This window comes from Cellulomonas alba, from assembly GCF_030362835.1.
In the GTDB taxonomy this organism is placed as follows: Bacteria; Actinomycetota; Actinomycetes; order Actinomycetales; family Cellulomonadaceae; genus Cellulomonas; species Cellulomonas alba.
In genome coordinates this window covers 1,456,953-1,482,913 of record NZ_JAUCGQ010000001.1, presented here as the reverse complement: position 1 = coordinate 1,482,913, position 25,961 = coordinate 1,456,953, and the positions used below count along the sequence as shown (strand labels likewise).

Below are 25,961 nucleotides of genomic sequence, written 5' to 3'. Positions count from 1 at the left end.
GCGGTCAGCGCCGGCGACCAACCGGGGCGGGCGGTGCGACGCTGCCGGCCGCTCAGCCGACGGCGAGCGCGAGCACGCGGTCGAGGATCTCGTCGGGCGGTGTGCCCGCCGTGTCGAGAACGCGGGCGCCGGGCCACGGGTCGAGCGCGAGAGCGCGCACCTCGGCCCACGTCGGTTGCCGATGCCCCGGGATGTCGGCGGCCCGGGACTCCACGCGTCGGCGGTGCTCGTCGGCGTCTGCGCACGTCAGCAGCAGCTCCACGAGCCGGGCGCCGGTCGCGTCGGCGACGCCTCGCCACCCGTCCCGTGCCGCGTCGACCGGGTTGACGGCGTCCGCGACCACCGACGTCCCGACCCGCAGGCAGTCGGCCGCGACCGCCATCGCGACGCCGTAGCCCGCCTCGGCGGGCGCGTCGACCCCGAGCGACGACCGAAGGATCGCCTGCTCGATCGTGTCGACCCGCACGTGCGCCGCGGGCAGCACCTGAGCGAGCCGGCGCGCGAGCGTCGTCTTCCCCGTGCCCGGCAGGCCGCCGAGCATCACGAGAACGGGTCCGCCCATGGCACTCCGCTCGCGAGACGCGGGCGCCCGCGGCGGCGCCCGCACGCCACACTAGGCGCGTGACGCACACGCTGCCCGGTTGGACGCACACCTACTCCGGCAAGGTCCGCGACCTGTACGAGCCGGCCGACGACGAGGTGGGCGCTGCGATCCGCGCCGAGCTCGGCGACGTCGTGCTCGTCGTCGCGAGCGACCGCATCTCGGCGTACGACCACGTGCTCTCGACGCCTATCCCGGGCAAGGGGACCGTCCTGACGCAGCTGAGCCTCTGGTGGTTCGAGCAGCTCGCGGACCTCGTGCCGAACCACGTCGTCTCGACCGCGGTGCCCGACGCCGTCGCGGGTCGGGCGATGATCTGCAAGCGGCTGACGATGTTCCCCGTCGAGTGCGTGGTGCGCGGCTACCTGACGGGCTCGGGCCTCGCGGAGTACCGCGTGAACGGCCAGGTCACCGGCATCCCGCTGCCGGACGGACTCGTCGACGGATCGCGACTGCCCGCGCCGATCTTCACGCCCGCGACCAAGGCGGAGCTCGGCGAGCACGACGAGAACGTGCCGTTCTCGACTGTCGCGGACCGCCTCGGCGAGGACATCGCCACGACGCTGCGCGACCTGACGCTCGCGGTCTACGCCCGCGCTGAGGGCATCGCGCGCGAGCGCGGCGTGCTCCTCGCCGACACCAAGCTGGAGTTCGGCACCGCCGAGGACGGGACCGTCACGCTCGGCGACGAGGTGCTGACGCCGGACTCGTCGCGGTTCTGGCCTGCCGACGGCTGGGAGCCTGGGCACGCTCAGCCGAGCTTCGACAAGCAGTTCGTGCGCGACTGGCTGACCTCGCCCGCGTCAGGCTGGGACCGGGCCAGCGACACCCCGCCGCCCGCGCTGCCCGCGGAGGTCGTCGAGCGGACCCGCGACCGGTACCTCGAGGCGTACGAGCGGCTGACGGGGTCGCGGCTCGCGCTCTGACGACCGGCACCCGCACGTGGGGATCTGTCGCGACACGCCGACGGCGCGCCGTGCCGAGGCGGACGGACTCGCCGAACGCGGGACGCCGTGGGTCGCCGCGCGATAGGTGTGGCGCATGGCGTTCCGGATGTCCGAGCGGGCGCACCGCGTCCTGCTCGAGCCTGTTCGGCCGAGGCTCGCGGACGGTCCCGCGTGATCGCGGAGCGACCGCCGCTCCGCGGCGTGCTGCTCTACCGTGCGCTTGGGCGGCGGCCTGACCGTCGGCACGACGGGTGGCTGCGGGCCGACCTCGACTCGCGGTGGTACCCGGTGCGTGACTCGGTGACCTACATGCCGCTGATGGCGGCCATCAGCGTCGGCATCGTGTGGCTCGGCGGATGGGCGTGGCCCGCCGCGGTGGCGGGCTTCGTCGTCGGGGCGGGGTCCGGCGTGGTCGGCGCGGCGCGTGGCCGGGCCAGGCTCCGGGCAAAGTTCTTCCCCGAAGACGAGCCTCCGGAGATCGGCCACTTCCAGCCGTACCGCGGCGCGGACGCCGTCAGCCCAGTGGCCTCCTCGACCGGCGCGTCCGACCCGTGGCCGTCCGCCGGGGGCGCTCGCCGCCGCCGGTAGAATCCGCCTCGACCCCCACCGCCGCGCGAACCAGGGAGCAGACCCGTGGGACGAGTCGTCGTCGACGTCATGCCGAAGCCCGAGATCCTCGACCCGCAGGGCAAGGCCGTGGCCGGCTCGCTGCCGCGCCTCGGTTTCGGGCAGTTCGTCGGCGTGCGGCAGGGCAAGCGGTTCGAGCTCGAGGTCGAGGGCGATGTCACGCAGGAGCACCTCGACGCGGCGCGCGAGGCCGGCGTGCAGGTGCTGTCCAACCCCGTGATCGAGGACGTCGTCGCGGTCTACGCGGACACGGCGGCGGTGCAGGCCTGATGGGCCGCATCGGCGTCGTCACGTTCCCCGGGACGCTCGACGACCGGGACGCCGCGCGGGCCGTGCGCCTCGCGGGCGCCGAGGCCGTCGCGCTCTGGCACGCCGACAGCGACCTGAAGGGCGTCGACGCGGTCGTGCTCCCCGGCGGGTTCTCCTACGGCGACTACCTGCGTGCGGGCGCCATCAGCTCGCACGCGCCGATCGTGCGCGAGATCGTCGACGCCGCCGCCAAGGGCCTGCCCGTCCTCGGCATCTGCAACGGCTTCCAGGTGCTCACCGAGGCCCACCTGCTGCCGGGCTCGATGATCAAGAACGACCACCTGCGGTTCATCTGCCGCGAGCAGGTGCTCGTGGTCGAGAACGCGGACACGCCCTGGACGCGCGAGTACGCCGCAGGCGAGCGCATCACGGTGCCGCTCAAGAACCAGGACGGCCAGTACGTCGCCGACGAGCACACGCTGGACGAGCTCGAGGGCGAGGGTCGCGTGGTGTTCCGCTACGACGGCTGGAACCCGAACGGCTCGCGCCGCAACATCGCGGGCGTGTGCAACGCCGCGGGAAACGTCGTCGGGCTCATGCCGCACCCCGAGCACGCCGTCGAGCCGGGCTTCGGCCCGGACGGCGCGAAGGGTCCGCGCACGGGCACGGACGGGCTGCGGGTCTTCACGTCGGTGCTGACCTCGCTCGTCGGCGCCGCGTGACGACGACGGCGGACCCGACCCTCGAGGTCGCGCTCGTCGGCTGGGACCACCCGGACGCCGCGCGCCTGCGCACCGCCCAGCAGCGCGAGCTGCGGGACCGGTACGGCGACGACGACATCGGCCACACCATGACGGGCGACGGGATCGTCGTCTTCGCGCTCCTCCGCGTCGCGGGTGAGCCCGTCGCGTGCGGCGCGGTCCGCGACGTCTCCGACGAGCACGGCACCGGCACGGGCGAGGTCAAGCGCATGTTCGTCGTCCCGGAGCGGCGCGGCGAGGGACACTCCCGTCGGGTGCTCGCCGAGCTCGAGCGTCGCGCGCCTGAGCACGGCCTGACGCGGCTGATCCTCGAGACCGGGACGCTGCAGCCGGAGGCCATCGGCCTCTACCTGCGCGCGGGCTACGTGCCGATCGACAACTTCGGCGAGTACGCCGAGGTGGGCGACTCGCGGTGCTTCGCCAAGTCGCTCGTGCCCGTCGAGCGCGCGCCGCACGCGCCGCGTCCCACCGGGACCCTGACGGTCGAGCGCGTGGAGTGGGACGACGCCGACGCGCTCGCGTTGCGTCGCGCGATGCGTGACTTCAACCGTGCGACGTACGAGCACTTCGAGCCGGCGCTCGAGGCCGCGGGCGGCTTCGAGGCCGACGACGCCCGCATCGGCGCGGGGGTGCTCGCGACGTTCGTCGCGCGGCTCGACGGCACGCCCGTCGGGCACGCCGCCCTCCGCGCCTCCGGCGACGGGTACGCCGCCGGATCGGGTGAGCTGAAGAAGCTGTTCGTCACGGACGAGGCCCGCGGCGTCGGCGCGGCGCGCGCCCTGCTCGCTGCCGTCGAGGCCGAGGCGCGGACGCTCGGCCTGACGAGCGTCGTGCTCCAGACCGGCGTCCGGCAGCCGCCCGCGGTCGCCCTGTACGTCTCGGCGGGCTACCGCGCGGTCGTGCCGTTCGGCCCGTACGTCGGCGACGCGCACTCGCTGCTGTTCGCGAAGCAGCTGTAGGCGCACTCAGCCGCCGAGGGCGATCGTGCGGGGCGCGCGCTCGGCGGCCGCCGCGAGGTCCGAGACCCTGACGCCTGCGGCCGAGTCGGCGAGCGCCTGCCGCGACGCGTCGATGCGCGCCGCGGCGTCGAGGACGCCCCAGGTGACGACGCCGTCGTCCGCCACCCGGCCGAGCAGGCCGCCGCCGAACGCCACTCGCCAGAGGCCGTCGTCGCCGGGCGCGGCCAGCAGGAGCACCGTCTCGCCGCCGGCGACGAGCCCGCGGGCGACGGCGGCCGCGTCGTACGGGGCGTCGACGGTGATCGCGACGCGCAGCGCCGTGTCGCTGGTGACCCCCGGCGCGGCCGCGACCACGGTGTCGACGTCGAACGTCATGAGGAGCACGCGGGTCTCGGCGCGAGCGTCGTCCCAGGTCACCGGCGCCCCGGTGGAGGCGTCGCGCGGGCCGGACCAGATGGACGCGGTGCCGTGCCGCCACGCCGTGAACCGCCCGGTGACGACGAGGTCCGACACCCTCATGGCCCGGCCCGTGCCGAACCGCCACGACGTCGACGGCAGCGCCTCGGTGATGGTGCCCGGACCGAACGCGGTGTCGAGCAGCGGGTACGGCGCGGCGAGCGCGCGGTCCGCGTACGCGGGATCCGCCGCGGCGGTCGGCCCGGGCTCGGCGTGCGTGCCGTCGCCCGACGACGTCGTCGATCCCGGCTCGCCGACGCCGGTGCCGGCGCACGCGCCCACGGCAGCCACGACCGCGAGGGTCGCGGCCGCGGTGACGAGCAGCATCGGTCGGCGGCGCATGGCAGGGGCTCCGATCTCGCAGGACGTCCGCCGCGGACGCGGCGTCAGCAGTGAAGACGAACGAGAGGCGTCGAACGGCTCACCTGGGCGCGCCGGCGTTCACTGCGACAGGCCCGCGACGATGTTGACCGTCAGGCCGATCACCACCGTGCCGAGGCCGAACGAGAGCAACGAGTGCCACAGCGCGGTGCGGCGCATGACGGACGACTCGAGGTCCGTGTCGGCGATCGCGAACGTCGCGCCGACCGTCATGGCGACGTACGCGAAGTCGGTGTACTGCGGGTTCCCGTCCTGGTGGAAGTCGATGCCGCCGACCGCGTCGGAGTAGTACAGCCGCGCGTACCGCAGCGCGAAGATCGTGTGCACCGCGGCCCAGGAGCCGATGACGCTGACGATGACGGCGACGACCTCGAGCGCCTTCCGTCCGCCGGTGCCGGAGAGGAGGGCGATCACGCCGGCGAGGCTCCCGAGCGAGCCGACGAGCACGACGAGGCTCGCCCCGCGCCGGGTGGGCTCCTCCCGGGTGGCGTGCGTCTGCGTGTCCTCGGGACCCATCGGCGCGACGGCGAGCCACACCGCCAGCACGAAGACGATGCACGTGGCGGCCCACCCGGTCAGCACCGCGCCCACCCCCGACTCGGTCGGGACGAGCGTCGCCACGACCACGCCGACGAGCGCGCCGACGACGAGCGACACGATCAGCCGCGCGAGCGGCGACACATCGAGCGGGTGCAACCGTTCGCGGCGAGCCATGGCCGCCAGTCTCGCGGTCCGCGCGCCGCCGACGAGGGCGACGCGCGGACCGGGGTCGTGCCGTGCGCGCCCGGCTCGCCCGCAGGCGTCAGGCGCCGAGGGCGTCCAGCGCCTGCGCGAGGTCGGCGATCAGGTCCTCGGCGTCCTCGAGCCCGATCGAGAGACGCACGGTCGACTCGGCGATGCCGACGGCCGCGCGGCCCTCCGCGCCGAGCTTGCGGTGCGTCGTCGTCGCCGGGTGCGTGACCATCGACTTGGCGTCGCCGAGGTTGTTCGAGATGTCGATGATGCGCAGCGAGTCGAGCACGGCGAACGTCGCCTTCTTCGCCACGTCGGCGCTCGCGCCCTCGGGCACCCGCAGGTCGAACGTGACGACCGTGCCGCCGCCCGTCTGCTGCGCCTTCGCGAGCTCGTGCTGCGGGTGCGACGCGAGGAACGGGTACCGCACCGACGCGACGCCGGGCTGCTCCTCGAGCCACCGCGCGACGCGCAGCGCCACGGACGCCTGGTGCCGGACGCGCAGGGACATCGTCTCGAGGCCCTTGAGCAGCACCCACGCGTTGAACGCCGAGAGCGACGGCCCGGTGTTGCGGATCAGCTGCTGCACCGGTCCGTCGATGTACTCGCGGGGCCCGAGGATCGCGCCGCCGAGCACGCGGCCCTGGCCGTCGATGTGCTTGGTCGCCGAGTAGACGACGACGTCGGCACCCAGCTCGAGCGGCTTGGACAGCACGGGCGTCGCGAAGACGTTGTCGACGACGACGGTCGCGCCGGCCCGGTGCGCGAGCTCGGAGACGGCGCGGATGTCGACGAGGTCCTGCATCGGGTTCGACGGCGTCTCGAAGAACACGACGTCGGCCGGCGTCGCGAGCGCGTCCTCCCACTGCGACAGCACGTGGCCGTCGACGTAGTCCGTGCGGACGCCGTAGCGCGCGAGGATCTCGTCGAAGATCACGACCGTCGAGCCGAACAGCGCGCGAGACGCGACGATCCGCGAGCCGCTCTTCGTCAGCGCCGCGAGCGACGTGAACACGGCCGACATGCCGGACGCGGTCGACGTGCACGCGTCGGCGCCTTCGATCAGGCGCAGCCGCTCCTCGAAGGTCGAGACCGTCGGGTTCGCGTACCGCGAGTACAGGAACCGGTCGACCTCGCCCGAGAACGCGGCCTCCGCCTGCGCGGCCGAGTCGTACGTGTACGCCTGCGTGAGGAACAGCGCCTCGGAGATCTCGTGGAACTGCGAGCGGACGAGCCCGCCGCGGACCGCGAGCGTGTCCGGGCGCAGCTGGTCGCGCGGCGCGCGGCGGTCGTCCCAGTCGGCGGGGCCCGGAACCCGGCCGGTCTCCGACCCGGTCACAGGTTGCGCCACGGGAGGCCTGCGGCCTTCCAGCCCGTGTGGCCGCGGTGGCCGTCGGCGCCGACGTCGCCCTCGAACCCCTCGAGCACGTTGTACGACGGGCCGAAGCCCGCGGCGGTGGCGGCCTCGGCGGCGGCGATCGAGCGCGCGCCCGACCGGCACAGGAACACGACGGGCCGCGCGTCACCGGGCTCGAGGCCCGTCTCGGCGAGCTGCACGAGGAACTGCGGGTTCGGCCGGCCCGACGGGTAGGTGATCCACTCGATGAGCGCCGCGCGCCCGTCGACCGCCGCGGGGTCGGGGATGCCGACGTAGCGCCACTCGGCGTCGGTGCGGACGTCGACCAGCACCGCACGGTCGTCCGAAGTGAGCAGGTCGAACGCCTGCTGAGGGGTCAGGTCGCCGGCGTAGGGCATCGATCCTCCATCGATCCTGGCGGTAGCACCGTGCCGGTCCGCGTGCTGCGTCCGGCGGGTTGCTGCGGCGTCGTCGAGCCAGATCTCTCGGCCGCTCTGGATGGTGGCCGCGATGCTACCCGCCGGTGCGGGCTGCTCTCCAACACCTGGACATCAGATCCCGCCATGCGAGACATGGGCGTGCCCGCGTTGACACGTCCCGCCGCGGGCCGCGACCCTCGACGCAGGTCATGAGCGCCAGCGCGAAGCCCCGGCTCGCTGGCCGGCAACCCTCCTACCGCGGTGGGGTGCCCCGGGTGACGACCTGGCCGTGCACCGTCCGGTGCCGGCAAGCGCGGGGCCTGCTACACGGGTCCCTCGACCCGTCCGGAGGCCTGCCGTGACCGCACTCGCCGAGAACGTCGACTGTCTGACCACGGTCGAGGCGCTGCTGCCCGTGGTGGGCGCGTCGACGACCGTCCCGCTCGTCGACGGCACGCAGCGCGTGTACGCGAACCTCGACTACGCCGCCAGCGCACCCGCGCTCGAGGCCGTCGCGGCGCGCGTCACCGAGGTGCTGCCGCTCTACGCGTCCGTGCACCGCGGCGCCGGCTACCTGTCCCAGGTGTCGACCGCGCTCTACGAGGCGTCGCGCCAGACGATCGCGCGGTTCGTCGGCGCTCGCGAGGACGACGTCGCGATCATCACGCGGAACACCACCGACTCGCTCAACCTGCTGGCCGGCGTGGTCCCGGGGTCCGTGCTGGTGCTGGACCTCGAGCACCACGCGAACCTGCTGCCGTGGGTCCACTCGCGGACGTCGCAGGGCCACACGACCACCGTGCTGCCGATCGGCGCGACGGTCGCGGCGACGCTCGACGCGCTCCGGGCGGAGCTCGCGCGCGGGTCGTACGCCCTCGTGACGATCACCGGCGCGTCCAACGTGACCGGTGAGGCGCTGCCGATCGACGCGGTCGTCGAGCTCGCCCACGCCGTCGGCACGCGTGTCGCGGTCGACGGTGCGCAGCTCGTGCCGCACCGCGGGTTCTCGCTCGCCGCGACGGACGTCGACTACGTCGCGTTCTCCGGCCACAAGACGTACGCGCCGTTCGGTGCGGGGGCCCTCGTCGGCCGCCGCGACTGGCTCGACGCGGGCGTGCCGTACCTCGCAGGGGGAGGTGCGGTGCGCGACGTGCGCACGGACCGGACGATCTGGCAGCCCGCGCCCGCGCGGCACGAGGCCGGCTCGCCGAACGTGATCGGGGCGATCGCGCTCGCGGAGGCGTGCGACCAGCTCGCCGCGCTCCCCGCCGGCGCGCTCGCGGCGCACGAGGAGGCGCTGCGGGCGCGGCTCGTCGAGGGCCTCACGGCGATCGACGGCGTGCACGTCGCGCGGATCTGGCCGGACTCGGCCGCGCCCGTCGGCGTGCTGACGTTCACGGTGCCGGGGCACGACGCCGGCCTCGTCGCGGCGTACCTCGCGGCCGAGCACGGCATCGGCGTGCGCGACGGACGGTTCTGCGCGCACCCGCTGCTGGCGCACCTCGACGCGTCGCACGGCGCGATCCGGGCGTCGGTCGGCGTCGGCACCACGAGCGAGGCTGTCGACCGGCTGGTCGCGGGTGTCGCCGCGTACCTCGCGGCGGGCCCGGGCTCGCGGTACGAGGTCGTCGACAGCTGCTGGGCGGTCGCAGACGACCCGCGTCCGCTCGTCCACGTGCACGGGCTCGACCACCTCGCCGCGACCGCCGCGGCTGCGTGCGGGCCGGCGCTCGACGACTGACCCGACCCCGCGTCGGCGGCACGCCGCGCCCGGCTGCCGGTCGCGTCCACCAGCACGTCGGTCCGCGGCCGCGACGGGCTCCGGCCGCGACGGCCCCGGCCCTGGTCGCGGGCCCGCGGCGCGGCTTGGCAGGATCACCTGCGTGACCGTCCCGCCCCCGTCCGCCCCGGGCACCCCGGGCGGGTTGGCCCGCAGGCTCGGTACGTTCGACGCGGTCGTCGTGGGGCTGTCCTCGATGCTCGGCGCGGGCGTGTTCGTCGTGTTCGGCCCGGCGGCCCGCGCCGCCGGGAGCGCGCTGCTGGTCGGGCTCGTCGTCGCCGGCGCTGTCGCCTACGCGAACGCGACCGCGAGCGGGCAGCTCGCGGCGGCCTACCCGCTCGCCGGTGGCACGTACACGTACGGCCGCGAGCGGCTCGGGCCGTGGTGGGGCTTCGCGGCAGGGTGGTCGTTCGTCGTCGGGAAGACGGCGTCGTGCGCCGTCATGGCCACGACCGTCGCGACCTACCTGGTGCCGGACAGCTGGTGGCGCCGGGTCGTCGCGGCGGCGGTCGTGATCGCGCTCGGCGTGGTCAATGCCCTGGGCGTCACCCGCACGGCGCGGACCGCGCGCGTGCTGCTCGTCGTCACGCTGCTGGTGCTCGGCGCGTTCGTGGTCGGTGGCGCGGCCGGCGCCGACCACCCGCCCGTCGCGGGCGGGACGGCGCACGGCGTGGTCGGCGTGCTGCAGTCGGCGGGGCTGCTGTTCTTCGCCTTCGCCGGGTACGCGCGGATCGCGACGCTCGGCGAGGAGGTACGTGAGCCCCGCAGCACCATCCCGCGGGCGATCGCCGTCAGCCTCGCCGTCGCTGCGGTCGTCTACCTCGCGGTCGCGCTCGTCGTGCTCGCCGCGCTCGGGCCGGACGGGACGGCGGCCTCGCACGCGCCGGTGGCCGACGCGGCGGCCGCCGTGGCGCCCGGGCTCGAGCCGTGGGTGCGCGTGGGCGCCGTCGCCGCGTCGCTCGGCTCGCTGCTCGCGCTGCTCGCCGGCATCGGGCGCACGAGCCTGGCGATGGCGCGCGAGCACGACCTGCCCCGCCCGCTCGCGGTCGTCCACCCCGCGCGGCAGGTGCCGGCGCGTGCCGAGCTCGTCGTGACCGCGCTCGTGGTGCTGCTCGTGCTGACGACCGACCTCACGGGCGTGCTCGCGTTCTCGTCGTTCGGCGTGCTGCTCTACTACGCGATCGCGAACCTGTCGGCGTGGACGCAGACGGGCCCGGACCGGCGATCCCCGCGCGCGCTGCAGGTGTTCGGGCTGGTGGGGTGCGTCGTGCTCGCGCTCACGCTGCCGCTCGCCGGTGTGGCCGGCGGGCTCGCCGTGCTGGCGGTCGGGCTGCTCGGCCGGGCGGTCGTCGCGCGCCGGCGCGCTCGGGCGGACTGACGACCGCTCGGCCGGCCCGACGGCTCAGCCGGTGACGGTGATCCCCGCGGCCTCGGCCAGCGCCGGCGCGAGCTCGACGAGCTGCTCGCCCGAGATCGTCGCGCCGCGCAGCGACGTGACGCCGTCGATCCGGGTCAGCCCGGTGACGCCACGCAGGTCGACGTCCGTCAGCGCAGCACCGGTCACGTCGAGCCGCCGCACGCGGCACTCGTCGAACCGGACGCGCCGCGCGGTGACGCGTGCCAGGTCGAGCTCGTCGATCGTCACGCCCTCGAACGTCACGTCGGTGAGGCGTGCGTCGCGCAGGTTGACGAAGTCGAGCTTGCCGCCCGTCACGCGCACCCGGTCCCACGACGAGCCGTAGGCGACGAGCGCGCCGATCCGCAGGTCCGTCCACGTGCCGTCCTGCCACGTCGACGAGGGTGCGCTCAGCTCGCCCGCGCGGCACGCGGTGAGCGTGGTGTCGAGCACGCGCGCGTGGTCGAGGCGGACGCCGTCGAGCGAGCACCCCTCGAGCGCGCACTCGAGGATCCGCGCCGACTCGCCGTCCTGCCCGTCGAGGGCGTCGCCCGTGAGCGTCAGGCCGTCGAGATCCGCGCCGGGCGTCAGCAGGTCCACCCCGCCATCGTGCCCGACGGGCGCGACGTACGGTGGAGCGCATGACGGACCCCGGGATCCGGCGGTGGGCGGACATCGCCGAGCAGCGCATCCGCGAGGCGCAGGGCCGCGGGGAGTTCGACGACCTGCCGGGCGCCGGCAAGCCGCTCGACCTCTCCGACGTGAACGACCCGGACTGGTGGGCCAAGCGCCGCATCCGCGAGGAGGGCGGCGACCTCTCGGCCTTCGCGCCTGCGTCGGTCATCCTGCGGCGCGAGCGGGAGCGGGTCCGCGGCGGCGTGCCGTCGCTGCGCAGCGAGCAGGCCGTGCGGGACGCGGTCGAGGGGTTCAACCGGCTCGTGCTCGAGGACCGCCTGCGGCCCGCGCTGCCCGGCCTGCCGCCCGTCGTCGTCCGCCTGCTCGACGTGGACGAGGCGCTCGCGGCCTGGCGCGAGGCGCACGCGGGCGGCTGATCCCGGGGGCCGCGAGAGGCCGGCTCGGCCGCCGGGCCGCGGAATGCGCACGCCCGCGTCGCGGGCCGGGTGCGACGATCGCCGCCATGCAGCACGACCTCGAGCTCACCGCGCCCGGCGTCCGCCTCGTCCCGCTCGCCGCCGAGCACGCCGCGCCGCTCGCCGCCTTCACGGACGAGCTCGTGTGGCGCGGCATGACCTCGCCGACCCCGACCGGCCGCGTCGACCTCCTCGCGCAGGTCGACGGGGCCCTCGCGACGCCCGGGCGGTACGGCTTCGCGGTGCTCGACGCCGCGACCGGCGACGTCGTGGGCTCGACGTCCTTCTACGACGTCGACCACCGCCTCGCGCGCCTCGAGATCGGCCACACCTGGTACGACCCGCGGGTGTGGGGGACGCTCGTGAACCCCGCCACCAAGCTCGCGCTCCTGACGCACGCGTTCGACGTCTGGGGCATGGACCGCGTCGCACTGCGGGCCGACGCGGGCAACGCGCCCTCGGTCGCGGCGATCACGAAGCTCGGCGCCGTGCCGGAGGGCCGGCTGCGCTCGCACCGCGTCCGGCCCGACGGCACGCGCAGCGACACGGTGTACTTCTCGATCCTCGCCGACGAGTGGCCGGCCGCCCGCGCGCGGCTGCTCCGCCGGCTCGCGGGGTCGGGCGCCGCTGAGGGTGACGAGCGCTCGCACCTGCTCGTGGTCGGAGGCCGGGCCGGCGTCGGCAAGTCGACCGCGGCGTTCGCGCTGCACGACCTGCTCACCGCGCACGACGTGCGGCACGCCGTGGTCGAGGGTGACGCGCTCGACCTCGCGCACCCGTTCCCGGCGGGTGCCGCGGCGGCGAACCTCACGGCGGTGTGGGCCCGCTACCGCGCGCTCGGCCACCGGCGGCTCGTGGTCACGAACACCGTCGCGGTGCTCGAGGCCGCGGCGTACGCGACCGCGATGGGCGACGCGCCGCGCGTGACGAGCGTGCTGCTGACGGCCGGTGACGACACCGCGCGCGAGCGGCTCGCGCGGCGCGAGCACGGTGCCTCGTACGACGCGCACGTGTCGCGCTCCGACGTGGCCGCCCGCCGCCTCGACGCCGAGGCCGGCGCCGACGTGCACCGCGTCCCGACGGACGGCCGCACGCCCGACGAGGTCGCCGCGGACCTGGCGAGCCTCACGGGCTGGCTGGCCTGACGGCGCGGCCGGGTCGGCGCGGCGCGCCGCGGGTGCGTCCGCGTCCGGGCACGATGTGCCGGTGCCGACGTCCCTGAGCCGCCGACCGCTCGACGGCTACCCGGTGGTCGTCGTGCTGCCGGAGGTGACCCGGGTCGTCTGGTGGGGCCCGGACGAGGACGACGTCGACGTGCTCGCGGCGGACGAGGGCCGCGTGCTCTCGTGGCCCGACGTGCGCGCGTGCGTGGCGGCCGTCCGCGCCCGCGGGTGGGACGAGGCGCCGCCCGACGACACCCCCGACGAGCTCGACCTCGGCCCGTCGGACGCGTGGCTGGCGGGGGCCGGCGACCTCGACCTGACCTCGGCGCTCGCCGTCTGGGACCTCGCGGCGGACGTCGCGGCGTCGACGGGCGTCGCGTGGGCGGGCGACGACCTCGACGAGGCGTGCCACGAGAAGCTGACGCTCGCCACGGTGCCCTGGCTGATCGGCCTCGACGAGTACGCGCCCGAGTGGACCGCCGGCGAGGCGGACCGGCTGCGCCACCGGGTGCGCACCGGCCTGGCACTGGTCCGCGAGGCGCTCGCGCACGACGGCCGCCCCGCCGGCTGACGCGCGGCCATACCGAGGCGCTGTCGCCGGTCCGCTGCCCGCGGCGTCCCGGCCGCGGCGACCCGGCCGCGCCGCAGACGGAGCCGTGACTCGTCAGACCGGCCTGACGGTCCCCGTGAGGTGCGGCTTCCCGCTGCGCGCGTCCCACACCGCGTACGCGAACCCGTCGACGTCTCGCGCGACCCGCACCGCGGGGGAGCCGGGCAGCAGCACGGGCCTGGCGAACTCCGCGGTCCACACGAACGCCGGCCCGTGCGCGGCCCCGACGGCGGCCAGCGCGCGGGCCGCGGTGTCCATGCCGTGCGCGATCGCCCGCGGGAAGCCGAACCCCTTGGCCGCGAGCGACGAGACGTGGATCGGGTTCCGGTCGCCCGAGACCGCCGCGTACAGGCGGCCCTCGTCGGCGGGCAGCTGCCAGCGCCCGGTCGGCACGGGTGCGACGAACGGCGTGCGCTCCTCGGCGGGGTCGTCGGCCGGGCCCGGGCGGTCCGTCAGGTGCACGCCCTTCGCCAGGTACGTCGACACCCCGGTCCAGACGCGCTCGCCGTCCGCGTCCGACGCGGTCACCACGAGCTCGGCCTGCGTCCCGGCCCGGTGCGACCGCAGCCCCTGCGACCAGGCGCGGAGCGTGAGCGGCTCGTCGAGCCGCGCCTCCCGGTGCTGCTCGACCCGGTTGGCCACGTGCACCGCGCCGACCAGCGGGAACGGGAAGCCGGGCGTCGTCATGACGGCCACCGCGAGCGGGAAGGCGAGCACGTGCACGAACCCTGCGGGGAGCGCGTCGGACGCCGACTCGCCGACCAGGTGCTGGTACGCGGTGAGCCGCGCGGCGTCGGCGCGCACCCCCGCGACCTCGTACGCGACGTCCGGGAGCGCGCCCGAGCCGCGCCCGAGCCGTCGCCCGACGACGCTCGTCGCGACACCCGCGAGCCCCTTGACGTACAGGCCACCGAGTGCGGGCACCGCGGGCAGCGTGACGACGCGCCGGTCGCCGAGGCCGTCCCCGGTCGGCGGCACGGCTGCCGTCACTGGCCCACCATGTTCTGCCCGCAGACCCGCAGCACCCGCCCCTGGAAGCCGCACGCGGCGGGCGACGCGAGGAACGCGACGGTCTCGGCCACGTCGACCGGCTGCCCGCCCTGCTGCAGCGAGTTGAGCCGCCGCGCGATCTGCCGCGTCACCGGGGGGATGTGCGCCGTCATGTCGGTCTCGATGAACCCCGGCGCGACCGCGTTGGCGGTGCCGCCGAACGGCGCGAGCAGCGGCGCGGTCGCGCGGACCATGCCGATGACGCCGCCCTTGGACGCGCCGTAGTTGGTCTGCCCACGGTTGCCGGCGATGCCCGACGTCGACGCGAGCGCGACGATGCGCGGCGCGGCCGTGAAGTCGCCGCTCGTCAGAAGCGCCTCGTTGATGGCGAGCTGCGCGCCGATGTTGACCGCCAGCACGGACTCCCACCGGTCGGGCGTCATGTTGGCGAGCAGCTTGTCGCGCATGATGCCCGCGTTGTGCACGACGACGTCGAGCCGGCCGTGCCGCTGCAGCGCGTGCTCGAGGATGCGCGCGCCCGCGTCGGCGGCCGTCACGTCGAGCTGCAGCGCGGTGCCGCGCACCCGGTTGGCGACGGCCGCGAGCTGCTCGCCCGCGGCGGGCACGTCGACGGCCACGACCGTCGCGCCGTCGCGCGCGAGCGTCGCGGCGATCGCCTCGCCGATGCCGCGGGCCGCGCCCGTCACGACCGCGACCTGCCCGGCGAGCGGGCGGTCCCAGTCGGTCGGCAGCGTGCCGGCCTCGGAGTCGACGGTCAGCAGCTGCCCGTCGACGAAAGCGGACCGCCGCGAGAGCAGGAACCGCAGCAGGGCGACCGCCGCGGCGGCCTGCACCGGCACGCCGTCCGCGAGCACGATGCCGTTGGCCGTCGACCCGCCGCGGAGCTCCTTCGCGAGCGAGCGCAGCATGCCGTCGACGCCCTGCCGCGCGGCCGCGACGGCGGGCGCGTCCGCGGCCGTCGCCGCGCGGGAGATCGTCACGATCCGACCGGCGGACGCCAGCTCGCGGAGCACCGACCCGGCCGCCAGCATCGGCTCCGCGAGCTGAGACGGGTGCGTCAGGCCGGTCAGCACCACGACCACGGCCGCATAGCGCGCGCCCGCGGTGGGCCGACGGTGGACGTCGAGGTCCCAGCCGTCGAGCACCGGGCCGCCCGCACCGCCGGCCGGACCGGAGAGCAACCGGGCGACGGCGTCCGCGTCGTCGCCCGCGCCGAGCACGAGCAGCGGTCCGTCGACGAGCGGCTGGCCGGGCACGTACCGGCGCAGGGGGACGGGCCGCGGCAGTCCGAGCTGCTTCGCGACCTTGGCGGCGAAGCCGTGGTTGACGAGGTCGAGGTAGCGATCGCCCATGGTCACGCCGCCTCGAGGATCGCGGTGAGGCCGAGCCCGCCGGCCGCGCAGACCGACACCAGCGCCCTGATCGGCGGTCCGCCGGGCGCGGCGACGCGGGCGCGGTGGAGCTCCTTGCTGACGGTCGCCACGATGCGCCCGCCGGTCGCGGCGAACGGGTGGCCCGCGGCGAGCGACGACCCGTGCACGTTGAGCCGCGCCGGGTCGACCTTGCCGAACGCGCCGTCGAGCCCGAGCCGCTCGCGCCCGAACTGCTCGGACTCCCACGCGGCGAGCGTCGTGAGCACGGTCGACGCGAACGCCTCGTGGATCTCGACGTACGCGAAGTCGTCCAGCGTCAGGCCGTTCCGCGCGAGCAGGCGCGGCACCGCGAACGCGGGCGCCATCAGCAGCCCGTCGACGCCGTGCACGAAGTCGACCGCGCCGGCCTCGGCGTCGACCACCGCGGCGAGCGGCGTCACGTCGTGCGCCGCCGCCCACGACTCGGAGCCGAGCAGCACGGTCGCCGCGCCGTCCGTCAGAGGAGTCGAGTTGCCGGCGGTCATGGTCGCCGGGGTGTCGAGCGCCAGCCCGAACGTCGGCCTCAGCGCTGCGAGCTTCTCGAGCGAGGTGTCCCGGCGCAGGTTCCCGTCCTGAGTCTGGCCGCGGTACGGGGTGACCAGGTCGTCGAAGAAGCCGGCGTCCCACGCGGCCGCGAGCCGCTGGTGCGAGGCGAGCGCGAGCTCGTCCTGCGCCTCGCGCGAGATGCCCCACTGCGCGGTGGTCAGCGCCTGGTGCTCGCCCATCGACAGGCCCGTGCGCGGCTCGTCGGTGCGGGGCGTGGCGGGCGCGAGGTCGCGGGGCCGGACCTTGGCGAGCGCCGCGAGCCGGGCGCCGGCGGACCGGGCGCGCGACGCTTCCAGCAGCGCGCGCCGCAGCCGGTCGGACACCGCGACAGGCGCGTCCGAGGTGGAGTCGACCCCGCCCGCGATCGCGGACTCGAGCTGGCCGAGACGGATCTTGTTCGCGAGCGAGACGACGGTCTCGAGCCCCGTCGCGCACGCCTGCTGCAGGTCGAACGCGGGCGTCGTCGGGGCGAGAGACGAGCCGAGCACCGACTCGCGCGTGAGGTTGAAGTCGCGGCTGTGCTTGAGCACCGCACCCGCGGCGACCTCGCCGATCGTCTCGCCCTGCAGGCCGTAGCGGGCCACGAGGCCGTCGAGCGCGGCGGTGAGCATGTCCTGGTTGCTCGACCGGGCGTAGGCGCCTCCGGCGCGGGCGAACGGGATGCGGTTGCCGCCCAGCACGAGCGCGCGGCGCGGCGCGGGGCCGGTTGCTCGAGCGGCGGCCTGGCGGGCGGTGGGTGGCATGGCGTGCGTTCCTCTCATCGGCTCTGATGGTCGGATCCAGGGACGAAGGTCCCGTCTGTTGTGTCCAGGACCGAGAGTACCTGATACCTTCGGTGTCGTGAGCCCGATCACAGCGGGCCCGTCGAAGGAGACGGGCCCCTCCTCGCATCGCGACGATGCCGCACGCCCGCGTGTGGCGCACCAGGGGACGCCGCCGGAGATGCCGATCGACGGCCGGTCCACCCGGTGGGCCGACCACCGGGAGGCGCGCCGAGCCGAGCTCGTGCGCATCGCGCGGCGCACGGTCCACCACAAGGGCCCCGACGTCTCCATGGAGGAGATCGCCGCGGCCGCCGGCACCTCGAAGTCGATCGTCTACCGCTACTTCGCGGACAAGACGGGCCTGCAGATCGCGGTCGCGGAGGCCGTCGTGCTGCAGATCCAGGGCGCGCTCGAGGGCGTGGTCCGCGTCGCGCCGACGCCCCGCGAGGGCCTGCGCGCCATGGTCGCCGTGTACCTCGAGATGATCGAGTCGTCGCCGCACGTGTACGCGTTCGTCACGCGCGACGGGTCGATCGAGTCGGGCGGGCCGCTCGGCCACTTCCTCGACTCCGTGACCGCGCTCGTGGCCGCGCCGTTCGCCCGAGGGCTCACGGCCGAGCAGCCCGACGGCCGACGCGTCGCGCGCCGCCCGGACGACGCCCCGCTCCCCGGCACCGCCACGGCCGACCCCGAGGACGCTGCGCGCCTCGCGCTCGTCGACTCGTGGGCCGCCGGCGCGGTCGGCTTCGTGCGCGGCGCGGGCGAGTGGTGGCTGGCGCACCGCGACGTCCCCGGCGCGCCGGACAGGGAGACCCTCACCGCCCAGGTCGCGGCGTGGCTGTGGGCCGGGCCCGTCGGCCTGCTCGCGCGCGACCGCGGCCGACCCGTCGCGGCGGAGCCCGCGCCCAGCACCTCCAGCACCACCGGCACGAAGGAGTCCCGATGACCACCACCGAGCACCGCCCCGACGCGCCCGAGCTGGGTGACCCCCGGCTCGACCGCGACGCGGGTCTCGACGTCGCCCACCTGCAGCGCGTCCTGCTCGGCCACTACGCCGACCTGCGCCTCGGCGCCCGCCGCCTCATGGCCGACCCGCGCTTCCACAAGCAGGACGACCTGACGCTCGCCGAGCACCGCGAGCGCGTGCTGGGCCAGCTGCGTCTGCTCGCGGCCGAGGGCGACGTGCACCGCTCGTTCCCCGAGCGGTTCGGCGGCGCCAACGACCACGGCGGGTTCCTCGCGCGCTTCGAGGAGCTGACGTCGGCGGACCCGTCGCTGCAGATCAAGTCCGGCGTGCAGTGGGGCCTGTTCGCGTCGGCGATCTACCACCTGGGCACCGAGCGGAACCACGACGAGTTCCTGGCGGACTCGCTGTCCGTCCGGGTCCCGGGCGCGTTCGCGATGACGGAGACCGGCCACGGCAGCGACGTCGCGGCGATCGGGACGACCGCGACGTACGACGCGCAGACGCAGGAGCTCGTGGTGCACACGCCGTTCCGCGCGGCGTGGAAGGACTACCTCGGCAACGCGGGGCAGCACGCGACCGCGGCCGTGGTGTTCGCCCGGCTCATCACCCGAGGCGTCGACCACGGTGTGCACGCGGTGTACGTGCCGATCCGCGACGAGGCGACCGGCGAGTTCCTGCCGGGCGTCGGCGGCGAGGACGACGGGCTCAAGGGCGGCCTCAACGGCGTCGACAACGGCCGGCTCTGGTTCGACCACGTGCGCGTGCCGCGCACCAACCTGCTCGCCCGGTACGGCGACGTCGCCGAGGACGGCACGTACTCCTCGCCGATCGAGAGCCCCGGCCGCCGGTTCTTCACGATGCTCGGCACGCTGGTGCAGGGGCGCGTCTCCCTCGACGGGGCCGCCGTCTCGGCCGCCCGGCTGGGGCTCGCGATCGCCGTGACGTACGGCAACCAGCGCCGCCAGTTCGCGGGACCGGGCGCCGAGGAGGTGGTCGTCCTCGACTACGCCGAGCACCAGCGCCGGCTGCTCCCGCTGCTCGCCGAGACGTACGCCGCGGGCTTCGCGCACGAGGACCTGCTCGCGGCGTTCGACGACGTGTTCTCGGGCCGCAACGACACGCCCGAGACGCGCGAGGACCTGGAGACGCTGGCCGCCGCCCTCAAGCCGACGTCCACCTGGCACGCGCTCACCACGCTGCAGACGTGCCGCGAGGCGTGCGGCGGTGCGGGCTTCCTGGCGGAGAACCGCATCGTCGGGCTGCGCGCCGACATGGACGTCTACGTGACGTTCGAGGGCGACAACACGGTGCTCTACCAGCTCGTGGGCAAGCGGCTGCTCGCCGACTACTCGACGTCCTTCAAGCACCTCGACGCGGTCAAGGTCGCGCGGCTCGTCGCCGAGCGGGCGGCTGACGCGGCGCGGTACCGGACCCCGTTGACGCGTGCCGTGCAGACGATCAGCGACGCCGGCGACCCGCGCCGCTCGGCGGGCCAGCTGCGCGACGCCGAGACGCAGCGCGCGCTGCTCGTGGACCGCGTCGAGACGATGGTCGCCGAGGTCGCCACCGCCCTGCGGCCCGCGCACAAGGCGGACCCCGCGACGGCGGCGGCGCTGTTCAACGCGCACCAGCACGACCTCGTCGAGGCGGCTCGGGCGCACGCCGAGCTGATCCAGTGGGAGTCGTTCACCGCGGCGCTCGACCGCGTGTCGGACGCGGGCACCACGCAGGTGCTCACGTGGCTGCGCGACCTGTTCGGGCTCTCGCTCGTCGAGCGGCACCTCGCCTGGTACCTCGTCAACGGGCGCCTGTCGGCGCACCGCGCGCGGACCGTCACGTCGTACATCGACCGGCTGCTGACGCGACTGCGCCCGCACGCGCAGGGCCTCGTCGACGCGTTCGGCTACGACCAGGTGCACGTCCGCGCGGCGATCGCGTCGGGCGCCGAGGCCGCGCGCCAGGACGAGGCGCGCGCGTACTACCGGGCGCAGCGCGCCTCGGGCGACGCACCGGTCCCGGAGAAGCGCCACTGAAGGCGCCACCCCCCGGGCGGCCGTGGCCGCCCGACCCGCACGCGGGGCCGACGAGCGTCCCGCTGCCGGCCCGACGACGAACAATGCCGCCACCACGTGAGTGCACAGTCACGTGGTCGCGGCTTTGTTCGTGTCTGGGCGAGGGGGGGCGGCGCTCGACGCGAGGCCCGCACCCGTCAGACGTTCGCCCGACGCTTGCTGCGGCGGCTGCGCAGGAGCCAGCCGATCAGGAAGCCGAGCACGAGCGACGCCACCACGAGGATCCACAGCGGCGCGCTCACGCTCATCCAGAACAGCTCGAACGTCGTCTCCTTGGTGTTCTGGAGCACGAGCACGAGGACGGCCGCGAGCAGCACGATGCCGACCACGAGCCGCCAGCTGACGCCGTTCGACCGCTCGACCTTCTGATCCGGAGCTGACATGTCGACCCCCGTCGTCCGGGGCCGCGGCGTTCCGGGGCGGGCGCGACCCTGATGGAGGACATGGTGCTCGCGACGGCGCCGACCGGCGCGCCGAGGCGCACCGGCCGGCCTGCGTCGGGCGACGGGAGGGGCCGCCGGGCGCCGGTACGTCGTCAGCGGGGTGCGCCGCGACGCGCGCGCGCCACGACCGTCGCGGCGGCGCCGAGCAGCACGAGGGCCCCGGCGAGCGCCGCCGGTCCGCGAGCGTCGCCGCCCGTCGAGGCGAGCGTCGCGTCGTCGTCCGCCAGCACGTAGGCGGTGGGCGACGGGGTCGCGTCGGGCGTGGTGTCGTCGTCGGGGGTGCCCGCTGCCGTCGCCGACGACGTGGGCGCGGAGTCCTCGACGTGCGAGGCCGGGGTGTCGCCACCCGGCGCGGGCCGGTGCGCCTCGGGCGTCGAGCCGTGCCGGACGGGCCCCGTCGCCGGGTGGGCCGGCGCGGGGGCGCTCGCGGTCGTGGAGGGTGCGGGCGCCGACGTCGTCGAGGTCGGCTGCGGGTGGCGGCCCGGGTGGTGGTGCCGCGGCCACGCGTGCGGCGTCGGCGGCGCCGCCGGTGTGGCGCTCGGCGGGGGCGTGGGGGAGCCGGTCGGGGTCCCGCGCGGGCAGTCGTTCGGCGGCTGCGTGACGCTGACCGGCTTCTGGCCACCCTCGCCGAAGTGCTCGTCGTACCCGCTCACCTGGACCCACGTGACGCACGCGCCCGTCGGGACGCCGAGCTCCGCCCACGTCACGGTGTGCGCCGACGCCCAGCGGTGGCCGCTGTCGCCCGCGTGGCCCGTGTGCAGGCTCGCTGCGTGCGTCACGTTCGCCCGCGTCCAGCGGACGTTGACGTCGGCGTCGTCGCCGAGCGTCGCGCCGGCGGGCAGCTCGATGCCCGACGACGTCACGCGGTACGGCGTCGGGTCGTCCGAGCCGTGCGCGTGCGCCGCAGACGCGGCGGCCGGGACGAGCAGGAGGGCGAGGGAGGCGGCCACGGCGGCACGGCGGAGCATCGGACCCCTTTGTTCGGTGAGGCGCGCGCTGGTTCGCGTGCGGCGCGCAACGGTGCTGGTCAGCGGCTCGTCACGACACTGGACGACCGCCCAGGTCACCCTAGGGCAGAGGGGATGATTCGGACGCAACGGACGATGAGAGGTCGATGAGAAACGTGCACCGAGGCAATCGGTCGACGTCCGTGGACAGCTGACCGGTCGCCCTCCGCGCCGCCGGTATCCTTGTGGCTCGTTGCCGATGTCGGCCGCGCGGGTCGTCCCGGGCCACTCCCGGACCGCCTGCGAACGGCCCCCGGGCCCCCGAGGGAAACGATGACCACCGCACCCGTGCGCCCCGCTCACACCTCCGACACCGTCGAGCACGCCGCGGCGACGCCCGACCTCGAGCAGCCGTTCGCGGAGCTCGGCCTGAAGCCGGACGAGTACCAGCAGATCCGCGAGCTCCTCGGTCGGCGTCCCACCGCCGCCGAGCTCGCCATGTACTCCGTGATGTGGTCCGAGCACTGCTCGTACAAGTCGAGCAAGGTGCACCTGCGCCAGTTCGGCGACAAGACGACCGACGCCATGAAGGAGCACCTGCTCGTCGGCATCGGCGAGAACGCCGGCGTCGTCGACATCGGCGACGGCTGGGCCGTCACGTTCAAGGTCGAGTCGCACAACCACCCGTCGTACGTCGAGCCGTACCAGGGCGCCGCGACCGGCGTCGGCGGCATCGTGCGCGACATCATCTCGATGGGCGCCCGCCCCGTGGCCGTCATGGACCAGCTCCGCTTCGGCGCGGTCGACCACCCGGACACGGCCCGCGTCGTGCACGGCGTGGTGGCGGGAGTCGGCGGGTACGGCAACAGCCTCGGCCTGCCCAACATCGGCGGCGAGCTCGTGTTCGACGCGAGCTACCAGGGCAACCCGCTCGTCAACGCGCTGTGCCTCGGCGTGCTCCGCCACGAGGACATCCACCTCGCGAACGCGTCCGGCACGGGAAACAAGATCGTCCTGTTCGGCGCGCGGACCGGCGGCGACGGCATCGGCGGCGCGTCGATCCTCGCGTCCGAGACGTTCGACGACACCAAGCCCTCCAAGCGCCCGAGCGTGCAGGTCGGCGACCCGTTCATGGAGAAGGTGCTCATCGAGTGCTGCCTCGAGCTCTACGCGGCCAAGGTCGTCGAGGGCATCCAGGACCTCGGTGCCGCGGGCATCAGCTGCGCCACGAGCGAGCTCGCCTCGAACGGCGACGGCGGCATGCACGTCGACCTCGAGAACGTGCTGCTGCGCGACCCCACCCTGACGGCCGGCGAGATCCTCATGTCGGAGTCGCAGGAGCGGATGATGGCCGTCGTCCGCCCGGAGAAGCTCGACGAGTTCCTCGCGATCACGGGCCGGTGGGACGTCGAGACCGCCGTGATCGGCGAGGTCACCGGCAGCGGCCGCCTGACGATCGACCACCACGGCCAGCGCATCGTCGACGTCGACCCGAAGACGGTCGCGCACGAGGGCCCCGTCTACGACCGCCCGTACGCGCGGCCGGCGTGGCAGGACGGTCTCGTCGCCGACACCTCGGCGAGCCTGTCCCGCCCCGAGACGGCCGACGAGGTCCGCGCGACCGTGCTTCGCCTGCTCGCGAGCCCCAACCTCGCGTCCAAGGCGTGGGTGACCAACCAGTACGACCGCTTCGTGCAGGGCAACACCGCGCTCGCGCAGCCCGACGACTCGGGTGTCGTCCGCGTCGACGAGCAGACCGGGCTCGGTGTCGCGCTCGCCACCGACGCGAACGGCCGCTACGGCAAGCTCGACCCGTACACGGGCGCGCAGCTCGCTCTCGCGGAGGCGTACCGCAACGTCGCGACGACGGGCGCCAAGCCGCTGGCCGTCACCGACTGCCTCAACTTCGGCAGCCCGGAGCACCCGGACTCGATGTGGCAGCTCGTCGAGGCGATCCGCGGCCTCGCCGACGCGTGCCAGACGCTCGAGGTGCCCGTGACCGGCGGGAACGTCTCGCTCTACAACGGCACCGGTGAGGTCGGCCAGATCGACTCCGCCATCCACCCGACCCCCGTCGTCGGCGTGCTCGGCGTGCTCGACGACGTGGCCGACGCGGTCCCGTCCGGCTGGACCACGCCCGGCCAGGCCGTGTACCTCCTGGGCACGACGCACGCGGAGCTCGACGGCTCGGCGTGGGCCGAGGTCGTGCACGGACACCTCGGCGGCGTGCCGCCGAAGGTCGACCTCGCGGCCGAGCGCCGGCTCGCCGCGGTGCTGCAGAACGCGGCCCGCGACGGCCTGGTCGACGCCGCGCACGACCTCTCGGAGGGCGGGCTCGCGCAGGCGCTGCTCGAGTCGTCGCTGCGCTACGGCGTGGGCGTGCAGGTGTCGCTCGAGACCTTGTGCGCGCGCGACGGCGTCACGCCGTTCGAGGCGCTGTTCTCGGAGTCGACGGCCCGCGCGATCGTCGCCGTGCCGCGCACCGAGGAGGTGCGGCTCGCCGACCTGTGCACCGCCCGCGGCGTTCCGGTGCTGCGGATCGGCGAGACGGCCGAGTCGTGCACGCCCGGTGCGGGCGTGCCGGTGGACGCGCCCGACCACGTGCACGGCCCCGCGGTCGAGGTCGACGGGCTGTTCACCATCGGCCTGGACGAGGCGCGCGAGGCGCACGAGGGGACGCTGCCGGCGTACTTCGGCTGACGCCGCGCCGGTGCGGCTGAGCCGAGCCGGTCGGCCGTCGCGCTGGTTCGGCTGACGTCGCGCCGGTTCGGCTGGCGCCGCCTGCCGCTCGCGGGCGTGACCAAGGCCTCGCCCGCGAGCGGACGATCGTCCCGCTGAATTGCCTCCAGCACCTGGTCCCCTGGAGTCGACCCTCCGTGCGCATCGACGCACGAGCACGCCGACCCCGGAGCAGGCCGACATGAGCACCGAGCAGTACCTCGACGACGTCTTCACCCAGGTGGTGGCCCGCAACGGTCACGAGCCGGAGTTCCACCAGGCCGTCCGCGAGGTGCTCGACTCGCTCGCCCCCGTGCTCGACCGCCACCCCGAGTACCGCGAGGCGGCCGTGCTCGAGCGCATCGTCGAGCCCGAGCGGCAGGTCGTGTTCCGCGTGCCGTGGGTCGACGACGAGGGCCGCGTACGCGTCAACCGTGGGTTCCGCACCCAGTTCAGCTCGGTGCTCGGCCCGTACAAGGGCGGTCTGCGGTTCCACCCATCGGTCGACGCGGGCATCGTCAAGTTCCTCGGCTTCGAGCAGATCTTCAAGAACGCGCTCACCGGGCTCGCGATCGGCGGCGGCAAGGGCGGCTCGGACTTCGACCCGCACGGCCGCTCGGACGCCGAGGTCATGCGCTTCTGCCAGTCGTTCATGTCGGAGCTGTTCCGCCACGTCGGCGAGCACACGGACGTCCCGGCGGGCGACATCGGCGTCGGCGCGCGCGAGATCGGCTACCTGTACGGCCAGTACACGCGGCTGACGAACCGGTGGGAGGCCGGCGTCCTGACCGGCAAGGGCCTCGCATGGGGCGGCTCGCTCGCGCGCACCGAGGCGACGGGCTACGGCGCGGTGCTGTTCGCGGCGGACGCGCTCGCGTACCGCGGCCTGGTCCTCGACGGCCGGCGCGTCGTGGTGTCGGGCTCCGGCAACGTCGCGGTGCACGCGATCGCGAAGGCGCAGCAGCTCGGGGCCGACGTCGTGGCGTGCTCCGACTCGAGGGGTGCGGTGCTCGACGAGCGCGGCATCGACGTCGACCTGCTCCGGCAGGTGCGCGAGGTCGAGCGCCTGCCCGTCGAGGTCTACGCGCAGCGCCGCGGCGCCCACTACGAGCCCGGCGCCCGGCCGTGGGCGTTCGGAGCCCAGGTCGCACTGCCGTGCGCCACGCAGAACGAGCTCGACGAGGACGACGCCCGTGCGCTGCTCGACGCGGGCGTGCTCGCGGTCGTCGAGGGCGCGAACATGCCGACGACCCCGAAGGCGGCCGCGCTCCTCACCGAGAACCGGGTGGTCTTCGCGCCCGGCAAGGCGGCGAACGCGGGCGGCGTCGCCACGAGCGCGCTCGAGATGCAGCAGAACGCCGCGCGCGACTCGTGGACCTTCGAGCAGACCGAGGCGCGGCTCGCGGCGATCATGCACGACCTGCACGACCGGACGCTCGAGACCGCGGACCGGTTCGGCGCGCCTGGCGACTACGTGGTGGGGGCGAACATCGCGGGCTTCACGCGGGTCGCCGACGCGATGCTGGCACTCGGCGTGATCTGACCGCCGCCC

The 25,961-nt window shown here is 75.1% G+C and carries 25 protein-coding genes and 2 riboswitches; of the genes, 14 read left to right on the top strand and 11 right to left on the bottom strand.

Annotation, left to right across the window (positions count from 1 at the left end):
• Positions 1 to 52: 52 nt before the first annotated feature.
• Complete coding sequence (locus tag QRT04_RS06765; RefSeq protein ID WP_289454397.1) at positions 53 to 562, bottom strand: AAA family ATPase; 510 nt, start codon at positions 560 to 562, stop codon at positions 53 to 55.
• 59 nt (positions 563 to 621) lie between these two features.
• Here QRT04_RS06765 and QRT04_RS06760 point away from each other — a divergent pair, with 59 nt between their 5' ends.
• The 5 genes from QRT04_RS06760 to QRT04_RS06740 all read left to right on the top strand — a co-directional run bounded on the left by QRT04_RS06760 (position 622) and on the right by QRT04_RS06740 (position 4,144).
• Positions 622 to 1,527: a phosphoribosylaminoimidazolesuccinocarboxamide synthase gene (locus QRT04_RS06760; RefSeq protein ID WP_289454396.1), complete on the top strand. Its 906-nt coding sequence runs from the start codon at positions 622 to 624 to the stop codon at positions 1,525 to 1,527.
• 192 nt (positions 1,528 to 1,719) lie between these two features.
• Entirely contained in the window at positions 1,720 to 2,136 is a 417-nt protein-coding gene (locus tag QRT04_RS06755) for a hypothetical protein (RefSeq protein WP_289454395.1), read from the top strand.
• 45 nt (positions 2,137 to 2,181) lie between these two features.
• A complete protein-coding gene (locus QRT04_RS06750) occupies positions 2,182 to 2,445 on the top strand; it encodes a phosphoribosylformylglycinamidine synthase subunit PurS (protein WP_289454394.1) in 264 nt (87 codons plus the stop codon).
• Positions 2,445 to 3,146 carry a phosphoribosylformylglycinamidine synthase subunit PurQ gene (gene purQ / locus QRT04_RS06745; protein ID WP_289454393.1) on the top strand — a complete coding sequence of 234 codons (702 nt, stop codon included), beginning with the start codon at positions 2,445 to 2,447 and terminating at the stop codon, positions 3,144 to 3,146. The genes QRT04_RS06750 and purQ overlap by 1 nt, the downstream gene beginning before the upstream one ends.
• Positions 3,143 to 4,144 (top strand): GNAT family N-acetyltransferase, encoded by a 1,002-nt coding sequence (locus tag QRT04_RS06740; protein ID WP_289454392.1) that lies wholly within the window; start codon positions 3,143 to 3,145, stop codon positions 4,142 to 4,144. Before purQ ends, QRT04_RS06740 begins: the two co-directional genes overlap by 4 nt.
• A 6-nt stretch (positions 4,145 to 4,150) precedes the next feature.
• Here QRT04_RS06740 and QRT04_RS06735 read toward each other — a convergent pair whose 3' ends face one another.
• From QRT04_RS06735 to QRT04_RS06720, 4 genes are all read right to left on the bottom strand, one after another.
• Positions 4,151 to 4,942, bottom strand: coding sequence for a hypothetical protein (locus QRT04_RS06735; protein WP_289454391.1), 792 nt, complete (start codon positions 4,940 to 4,942; stop codon positions 4,151 to 4,153).
• Positions 4,943 to 5,041: 99 nt separating this feature from the next.
• A complete protein-coding gene (locus QRT04_RS06730) occupies positions 5,042 to 5,695 on the bottom strand; it encodes a DUF1345 domain-containing protein (protein ID WP_289454390.1) in 654 nt (217 codons plus the stop codon).
• Between the two features lie 88 nt (positions 5,696 to 5,783).
• A complete protein-coding gene (locus QRT04_RS06725) occupies positions 5,784 to 7,052 on the bottom strand; it encodes an O-succinylhomoserine sulfhydrylase (RefSeq protein ID WP_289454389.1) in 1,269 nt (422 codons plus the stop codon).
• Positions 7,049 to 7,468, bottom strand: a complete 420-nt coding sequence (locus QRT04_RS06720) for a rhodanese-like domain-containing protein (protein ID WP_289454388.1) — start codon at positions 7,466 to 7,468, stop codon at positions 7,049 to 7,051. Before QRT04_RS06720 ends, QRT04_RS06725 begins: the two co-directional genes overlap by 4 nt.
• A gap of 4 nt (positions 7,469 to 7,472) precedes the next feature.
• Positions 7,473 to 7,575: riboswitch (SAM riboswitch) on the bottom strand.
• A 119-nt stretch (positions 7,576 to 7,694) separates the two neighbouring features.
• A riboswitch (SAM riboswitch) is annotated at positions 7,695 to 7,809 on the top strand.
• A 38-nt stretch (positions 7,810 to 7,847) separates the two neighbouring features.
• Here QRT04_RS06720 and QRT04_RS06715 point away from each other — a divergent pair.
• Together QRT04_RS06715 and QRT04_RS06710 are read left to right on the top strand one after the other, a co-directional pair.
• Positions 7,848 to 9,230 (top strand): aminotransferase class V-fold PLP-dependent enzyme, encoded by a 1,383-nt coding sequence (locus QRT04_RS06715; RefSeq protein ID WP_289454387.1) that lies wholly within the window; start codon positions 7,848 to 7,850, stop codon positions 9,228 to 9,230.
• 142 nt (positions 9,231 to 9,372) lie between these two features.
• On the top strand, positions 9,373 to 10,647 hold the full coding sequence (locus QRT04_RS06710; RefSeq protein ID WP_289454386.1) for an APC family permease: 1,275 nt from the start codon (positions 9,373 to 9,375) through the stop codon (positions 10,645 to 10,647).
• Between the two features lie 24 nt (positions 10,648 to 10,671).
• Here QRT04_RS06710 and QRT04_RS06705 read toward each other — a convergent pair whose 3' ends face one another.
• Positions 10,672 to 11,265 (bottom strand): pentapeptide repeat-containing protein, encoded by a 594-nt coding sequence (locus QRT04_RS06705; protein WP_289454385.1) that lies wholly within the window; start codon positions 11,263 to 11,265, stop codon positions 10,672 to 10,674.
• A gap of 41 nt (positions 11,266 to 11,306) precedes the next feature.
• Between QRT04_RS06705 and QRT04_RS06700 the strand changes: the two genes are divergently transcribed.
• From QRT04_RS06700 to QRT04_RS06690, 3 genes are all read left to right on the top strand, one after another.
• Positions 11,307 to 11,717 carry a DnaJ family domain-containing protein gene (locus tag QRT04_RS06700; RefSeq protein ID WP_289454384.1) on the top strand — a complete coding sequence of 137 codons (411 nt, stop codon included), beginning with the start codon at positions 11,307 to 11,309 and terminating at the stop codon, positions 11,715 to 11,717.
• Positions 11,718 to 11,803: 86 nt separating this feature from the next.
• Complete coding sequence (locus QRT04_RS06695; RefSeq protein ID WP_289454383.1) at positions 11,804 to 12,901, top strand: GNAT family N-acetyltransferase; 1,098 nt, start codon at positions 11,804 to 11,806, stop codon at positions 12,899 to 12,901.
• A 61-nt stretch (positions 12,902 to 12,962) separates the two neighbouring features.
• Positions 12,963 to 13,490, top strand: a complete 528-nt coding sequence (locus QRT04_RS06690; RefSeq protein ID WP_289454382.1) for a hypothetical protein — start codon at positions 12,963 to 12,965, stop codon at positions 13,488 to 13,490.
• A 93-nt stretch (positions 13,491 to 13,583) separates the two neighbouring features.
• On the opposite strand, the gene QRT04_RS06685 is transcribed toward QRT04_RS06690, so the two are convergent.
• From QRT04_RS06685 to QRT04_RS06675, 3 genes are read right to left on the bottom strand one after another with little or no spacing between them, the layout of a single operon-like run.
• Positions 13,584 to 14,519 (bottom strand): MaoC/PaaZ C-terminal domain-containing protein, encoded by a 936-nt coding sequence (locus QRT04_RS06685; RefSeq protein ID WP_289454381.1) that lies wholly within the window; start codon positions 14,517 to 14,519, stop codon positions 13,584 to 13,586.
• Positions 14,516 to 15,892: a 3-oxoacyl-ACP reductase gene (locus QRT04_RS06680; RefSeq protein ID WP_289455729.1), complete on the bottom strand. Its 1,377-nt coding sequence runs from the start codon at positions 15,890 to 15,892 to the stop codon at positions 14,516 to 14,518. The genes QRT04_RS06685 and QRT04_RS06680 overlap by 4 nt, the downstream gene beginning before the upstream one ends.
• 2 nt (positions 15,893 to 15,894) lie before the next feature.
• Positions 15,895 to 17,241: an acetyl-CoA C-acetyltransferase gene (locus tag QRT04_RS06675; RefSeq protein ID WP_289454380.1), complete on the bottom strand. Its 1,347-nt coding sequence runs from the start codon at positions 17,239 to 17,241 to the stop codon at positions 15,895 to 15,897.
• A gap of 199 nt (positions 17,242 to 17,440) precedes the next feature.
• Between QRT04_RS06675 and QRT04_RS06670 the strand changes: the two genes are divergently transcribed.
• Both QRT04_RS06670 and QRT04_RS06665 read left to right on the top strand, forming a co-directional pair.
• Entirely contained in the window at positions 17,441 to 18,208 is a 768-nt protein-coding gene (locus QRT04_RS06670) for a TetR/AcrR family transcriptional regulator (RefSeq protein ID WP_407653606.1), read from the top strand.
• Positions 18,205 to 20,262, top strand: a complete 2,058-nt coding sequence (locus tag QRT04_RS06665; protein WP_289454378.1) for an acyl-CoA dehydrogenase family protein — start codon at positions 18,205 to 18,207, stop codon at positions 20,260 to 20,262. Before QRT04_RS06670 ends, QRT04_RS06665 begins: the two co-directional genes overlap by 4 nt.
• Before the next feature lie 176 nt (positions 20,263 to 20,438).
• On the opposite strand, the gene QRT04_RS06660 is transcribed toward QRT04_RS06665, so the two are convergent.
• Both QRT04_RS06660 and QRT04_RS06655 read right to left on the bottom strand, forming a co-directional pair.
• Positions 20,439 to 20,684 carry a LapA family protein gene (locus tag QRT04_RS06660; RefSeq protein WP_289454377.1) on the bottom strand — a complete coding sequence of 82 codons (246 nt, stop codon included), beginning with the start codon at positions 20,682 to 20,684 and terminating at the stop codon, positions 20,439 to 20,441.
• A gap of 152 nt (positions 20,685 to 20,836) precedes the next feature.
• Positions 20,837 to 21,694, bottom strand: a complete 858-nt coding sequence (locus QRT04_RS06655; protein ID WP_289454376.1) for a hypothetical protein — start codon at positions 21,692 to 21,694, stop codon at positions 20,837 to 20,839.
• 330 nt (positions 21,695 to 22,024) lie between these two features.
• Here QRT04_RS06655 and purL point away from each other — a divergent pair, with 330 nt between their 5' ends.
• Positions 22,025 to 24,391, top strand: a complete 2,367-nt coding sequence (gene purL / locus QRT04_RS06650; protein WP_289454375.1) for a phosphoribosylformylglycinamidine synthase subunit PurL — start codon at positions 22,025 to 22,027, stop codon at positions 24,389 to 24,391.
• Positions 24,392 to 24,611: 220 nt separating this feature from the next.
• Positions 24,612 to 25,952 (top strand): NADP-specific glutamate dehydrogenase, encoded by a 1,341-nt coding sequence (gdhA, locus tag QRT04_RS06645; protein WP_289454374.1) that lies wholly within the window; start codon positions 24,612 to 24,614, stop codon positions 25,950 to 25,952.
• The last annotated feature ends 9 nt before the right edge of the window (positions 25,953 to 25,961 follow it).